The sequence below is a fragment of the Microbacterium sp. K41 genome (assembly GCF_004794395.1).
GTDB classification, from domain to species: Bacteria; Actinomycetota; Actinomycetes; order Actinomycetales; family Microbacteriaceae; genus Microbacterium; species Microbacterium sufflavum.
In genome coordinates, this window is sequence record NZ_SSDO01000055.1 from 1 (window position 1) to 5726 (window position 5726).

Sequence of the window (5726 nt, forward strand, 5' to 3'; positions counted from 1 at the left end):
ACCGTCCACGCCTCCCGCACGGCCGCGAGCACCTCGCGGAACGCGGGCATCGGCGGCCGGGGCTCGGGCGGCCAGTAGGTGCCGGCGAAGAACGCGCGGCCACCCGGCGTCGTGAACACCGTGAGCGGCCAGCCGAGGTTCTGCGTGAACGCCGACGCCGCGGCCATGTACGCCGCATCGACGTGCGGGTGCTCCTCGCGGTCGACCTTGACCGCCACGAAGCCCTCGTCGATCAGCGCGGCCGTGACGGGATCGGAGAACGACTCGCGCGCCATCACGTGACACCAGTGGCACGTGGAGTAGCCGATCGAGATCAGCAGCGGCACGTCCCGCCGTCGCGCCTCCGCGAACGCCTCCTCGCCCCACGGATACCAGTCGACCGGATTCTCGGCGTGCGACCGGAGGTAGGGGCTGAGGGTGTCCGCGAGCCGGTTGGTCATGCCGTCCACGCTACGCCGCGCGGCGGCACGGCGGGCTGCGGCGGTGAGCACGGGATCGCGACTCCCCCGCGAACGCCCCGCGTCGCGAGCGGCGACACGGGGCGTTCGGGTGCGGGGGGTGATGTTCGGTCGGCGCGACCGGTCCGTTGCGTGACCGGTCGATCGGGCCGGCTCCCGGGGGGCGGGGGTTCCCGTCAGTTGACCTCGTCGGGGTGCGAGCCGACACGACCCGAACCGTCGAGCGGGTCGAGGGCGTCGATCGCGGCGATCTCCGCGTCGGTCAGCTCGAAGCCGAACACGTCGAGGTTCTCGCGCAGACGCTCGGGGCGCACCGACTTCGGGAAGACGATGATCCCCTTCTGCAGGTGCCAGCGCAGCACCGCCTGCGCCGGGGTGACGCTGTGGGCCGCGGCCGCGTCGGCGACCGCCGGGATGCCGAACAGGTCGTACTTGCCCTGACCGAGCGGACCCCACGCCTCGATGCGCACGTCGTTCGCGTCGGCCCACGCGACCTCCTCGCGACGCTGGTACGCCGGGTGCAGCTCGATCTGGTTCACGGCCGGGACGACGCCGGTCTCCTTCACGGTGCGCTCCAGGTGCGGCACGAGGAAGTTCGAGACGCCGATGCTGCGGGTCAGTCCGGCCTCGCGCAGCTCGATGAGCTTGGCGAACGCGTGCACGTAGTCGTCCTTCGCCGGGGTGGGCCAGTGCACGAGGTACAGGTCGACCCGGTCGAGCCCGAGCTCCTCGAGGCTCTCGCCGATCGCCGCACGCGGCTCGTCGTCGTGGTGGCGGTCGTTCCAGAGCTTGGTGGTGATGAACAGCTCGTCGCGCGGGATGCCGGAGGCGGCGATCGCGGCGCCCACGCCCTCCTCGTTGCCGTAGATCGCGGCGGTGTCGATGTGGCGGTAGCCGATCTCCAGCGCTTCGCTCACCGCGCGCTCGGTCTCGGCCGGCGGCACCTTGAAGACGCCGTAGCCCAGCTGCGGGATGGAGTTGCCGTCGTTGAGTTCGAGAGAGGGAATGGTGGTCATGGGTCCAGCCTATGACCTGTGATGACAGGTGTGGCGGGATCGTGTCTTTCCGTGTCGGCGGAGGCACCGCGTCGGTCGACCGGCACCGAGGCCATGGCCTGCGCCGCCCGACCCACGAGGCGCTCGAGGGGTCCGCGGCCGAAGAGGATCGACCACAGCGTCGCGGCCACCACGAGTGCGACCGCCGTGAGGAGCCAGAAGGCCGTGCTCTGCACGAAGCCGCCGGGGCCGACCAGCACCACGATCGACACCACGTGCACCGTGTATGCCGTGAGCGGCATGGAGCCGAGCGCCGCGAGCGGCAGGAGCACCCACCGCAGCGGCCGGCTCAGCAGCAGGCACAGCGCGACCACCGCGAGCGCGAAGCCCCCGGAGCCGAGGATCTCGGCCGTGCCCCCGGAGTGCGGTTCCACGCCGAAGAACGCCGACAGCACCGACCGCAGCGGGTCCAGCCCCGCGAGCGCCGCGGGGTACGCGTCCCACCCGGAGCCGAATCCGAAGCCGCCGTCGCCGGAGCCGATGCCACCGTCCTCGCCCCCGACTCCGGCCGCCTGGCCGACCGCGCCGAGCCCGTACCCGATGACCGTGAGCAGCACGCCGACAGCGAGCGCGACGACCGCCGTGCGGAGTCGCTCCACGTGCAGCCGGCCGAGCGCGAGACCGCCCAGCACGAACGCGAGCCACGCCGTCACCGGGTACACGCCGTACAGCGCGAAGCCGAGCCCTGCGCCGTAGGGCTCCAGCGCGAGCGCGCTCAGCAGCGCGAGCGCGGCGGGGGCCACGAGCGCGAGCACCCCGGCCGCGAGGAGCAGCTGCCACGCCCGCCACCGCAGGAACGGGATCACCGCGACGTAGAGCAGCCCGTAGAGCGTGAGGATCACCGCGATGGGCGTGTTCAGCATCTCGAGCGCGAGACCGATCAGGAAGATCGCCGCGCCCCGGCCCACCAGGTTCAGGCGCAGCGTCGGCATGCGCTCGGGAGCGGGCAGCGTGCTGCGCCCCGTCATCAGCGCGATCGACACCCCGGCGAGCAGTGCGAACAAGATCGAGGAGCGGCCGTTCACCAGGTCGGTCCAGGTGGACGGGTCGCCCCATGCGAACGGCCGGAGCTCGCCGACGTGGGCGGCGGCCATGCCCAGGATCGCGAGGGCCCTGGCCACGTCGAGGCCGAGGATGCGCGGGGGCCGGCCGAAGTCCCGGAACCAGCGGGTGGGCGCGAGGGGGGAGGTCACGAGTTGATCGTAGGGCGCGCATCCCGGCATACGATGGAGGGCTATGTCCTCCCCCGTGATCTCCTATCCCCCGGAGCTGCCCGTCAGCGCCGCGCGGGAGGAGATCGCCGACGCCGTGCGCGACCACCAGGTCGTGATCGTCGCGGGCGCGACCGGTTCGGGCAAGACCACCCAGCTGCCCAAGATCGCGCTCGAACTCGGGCGCGAGCGCATCGCCCACACGCAGCCGCGTCGCCTGGCCGCCCGCACGATCGCGGAGCGCGTCGCGGAGGAGCTGCACGTCGAGCTCGGCACGCTCGTGGGCTACAAGGTGCGCTTCACCGATAAGGTCTCCGATGCCACGCGCATCGCGCTGATGACCGACGGGATCCTGCTCAACGAGATCCACCGCGACCGGCTGCTCACGCACTACGACACGATCATCATCGACGAGGCGCACGAGCGCTCCCTCAACGTCGACTTCCTGCTCGGCTACCTCGCCCGCATCCTCCCGGAGCGCCCCGACCTCAAGGTGATCATCACCTCGGCGACCATCGACCCGGAGAGCTTCGCGCGGCACTTCGCCGCCGCCGACGGCACCCCCGCCCCGATCATCGAGGTCTCCGGCCGCACGTACCCGGTGGAGGTCCGCTACCGGCCCCTCGTGGACGACGCGGACGAGGACGCATCGGCATCCGGCGACCCGGAGGACGAGGTGTCCGCGATCGTCGCGGCCCTGCGCGAGCTGGACCGTGAAGCCCCCGGCGACGTGCTGGTGTTCCTGCCCGGCGAGGCCGAGATCCGTGATGCGGCCGATGCGGTGCGCGGCGCCTACGGGAAGGACCGCTCCCCCACCGAGGTGCTGCCGCTGTTCGGACGGCTCTCGGCGGCTGAACAGCACCGGGTATTCGAGCGCAGTCGCGTGGCGGGCGTGCGACGGCGGGTCGTGCTCGCCACGAACGTCGCCGAGACCAGCCTCACCGTGCCGGGCATCAACTACGTGATCGACACCGGCACCGCCCGCATCTCCCGGTACAGCAACCGCTCCAAGGTGCAGCGCCTGCCGATCGAGGCGATCTCCCAGGCCTCCGCGAACCAGCGCTCGGGGCGCGCCGGCCGCACGAGCGAGGGCATCGCGATCCGCCTCTATTCGGAGGAGGACTACGACCGGCGCCCGGAGTACACCGAGCCGGAGATCCTGCGCACCTCGCTCGCCTCGGTCATCCTGCAGATGCTGTCGCTGGGGTTCGGCGACATCGAGGCGTTCCCGTTCCTCACCCCGCCCGACTCCCGCGGCGTGAAGGCCGCGTTCGACCTGCTCACCGAGCTGGGCGCGGTCGAGCCGTCGCGGCGGGACGGCTCGACGCATCTCACGCGCGTGGGCCGCGACATCGCCCGCATGCCGATCGACCCGCGGTTCGCGCGCATGCTCCTCGAGGCGGGACGCGACCGCAGCGGCGCCGTCCTGCGCGACGTGCTCGCGATCGTCGCCGGACTCACGATCCAGGACGTGCGGGAGCGGCCGGAGGAGCGCCGCGAGGAGGCCGACCGCCTGCACGCGCGCTTCGCCGACCCCACGAGCGACTTCCTGACCCTGCTGAACCTGTGGAACCACCTGCGCGAGCAGCAGCGCGAGCTGGGGTCGAGCGCGTTCCGCCGGCTGTGCCGCGCCGAGCACCTCAACTACGTGCGCGTGCGCGAGTGGTTCGACGTGCACCGCCAGCTGCGCACGCTCGGCAAGAACCCGGAGCGCGGCGCGGAGGCGGGTGGCGCGGCCGACCCCGACGCGATCCACCGCGCTCTGCTGTCTGGCCTGCTGTCGCAGATCGGCATCCTCGACGAGCGCACGGCCCCGGCCGGCAAGAGCCATTCCCCCGCGAAGGACCCGAAGCGCCGGGTGACCGAGTACCGCGGGGCCCGCGGCATCCGGTTCTCGATCTTCCCGGGCTCGGCGCTGCGCAAGAAGAGCCCGCGGGCGGTGATGGCGGCGGAGATCGTGGAGACCTCCCGCACCTTCGCCCGCACGGTCGCCCAGATCGACCCCGCGTGGGCCGAGCCGCTGGCCGGCGACCTCGCGAAGCGTCAGGTCACGGAGCCGCACTGGTCGAAGGATGCCGGCGCCGCCGTCGCCTTCGAGAAGGTGACGCTGTTCGGGGTGGAGATCATCCCCCGCCGCCGCGTGCAGTTCGCCCGCATCGACCGGGCCGCGTCGCGCGAGCTGTTCGTGCGGCACGCGCTCGTGGAGGGCGAGTGGGATCCGTCGCGCATCGACAAGCGGGTGAGCGCGTTCTGGCGCAGCAACGCCGAGTTGCGCCGCCGCCTGGAGAAGCTGGAGGAGCGGGAGCGCCGCCGCGACATCCTCGCCGGCGACGAGGCCGTGTTCCGCTTCTACGACGAGCGCATCCCCGCCGACGTGTTCGATGTGCGCTCGTTCGAGAAGTGGTGGCGCGAGGCGCTCACGACCGCGCCGAAGCTGCTCGTGATGCGCGAGAGCGACCTGGTCGACGAGGCCGACCGCGCCGACCAGCGCGAGTTCCCCACGCGGTGGACGCAGGGCGACCAGGTGCTGGGGCTCGCCTACCGCTTCGAGCCCGGAGCCCCCGACGACGGCGTGAGCGTGGTGCTGCCCCTGCCGCTGCTCGCGCAGATCGAGGACCGCGGCTTCGACTGGCAGGTGCCGGGCCTGCGCGCCGAGCTCGTCACGGGACTGCTGCGCGCGCTGCCCAAGGCCATCCGCCGCCACGTGGTGCCCGCCGCCGACTGGGCGGAGAAGTTCGGCGCCGAGCTGGCCGACCAGGGCCCGGAGTCGCACGAGGGCCTTCCCCCGCGCACGCTCAAGGAGGCACTGGCCCGCCTCATCCAGCCTCTCGCGAACCAGCTCGTGTCGGCCGCGGACTTCGAGGACGACCGCGTGCCCGCGCACCTGCGCATGAACTTCCGCGCCGTGGACGAACGCGGCCGCGTGGTCGGCTCGGGGCGCGACCTCCGGGCACTGCAGACCGAGCTGTCGGACCGCGCCCGCAGCAGCGTCGCCCGCTCCA

At 72.5% G+C, this 5726-nt stretch carries 4 protein-coding genes; 1 reads left to right on the forward strand and 3 read right to left on the reverse strand.

Translation table 11 applies throughout. The features are described 5' to 3' along the window. From DW309_RS00880 to DW309_RS00890, 3 genes are all read right to left on the reverse strand, one after another. Positions 1-440: DUF255 domain-containing protein (locus DW309_RS00880; RefSeq protein ID WP_136044262.1), on the reverse strand; the 440-nt coding region annotated here is incomplete at its 3' end. 194 nt (positions 441-634) lie between these two features. Continuing rightward, positions 635-1474: an aldo/keto reductase gene (locus DW309_RS00885; protein ID WP_136044263.1), complete on the reverse strand. Its 840-nt coding sequence runs from the start codon at positions 1472-1474 to the stop codon at positions 635-637. Further along, positions 1471-2706 (reverse strand): heparan-alpha-glucosaminide N-acetyltransferase domain-containing protein, encoded by a 1236-nt coding sequence (locus tag DW309_RS00890; protein WP_240753076.1) that lies wholly within the window; start codon positions 2704-2706, stop codon positions 1471-1473. Before DW309_RS00890 ends, DW309_RS00885 begins: the two co-directional genes overlap by 4 nt. A 43-nt stretch (positions 2707-2749) precedes the next feature. Between DW309_RS00890 and hrpA the strand changes: the two genes are divergently transcribed. After that, positions 2750-5726 (forward strand): ATP-dependent RNA helicase HrpA (gene hrpA / locus DW309_RS00895; protein WP_136044265.1); only part of this gene is annotated, 2977 nt, incomplete at its 3' end.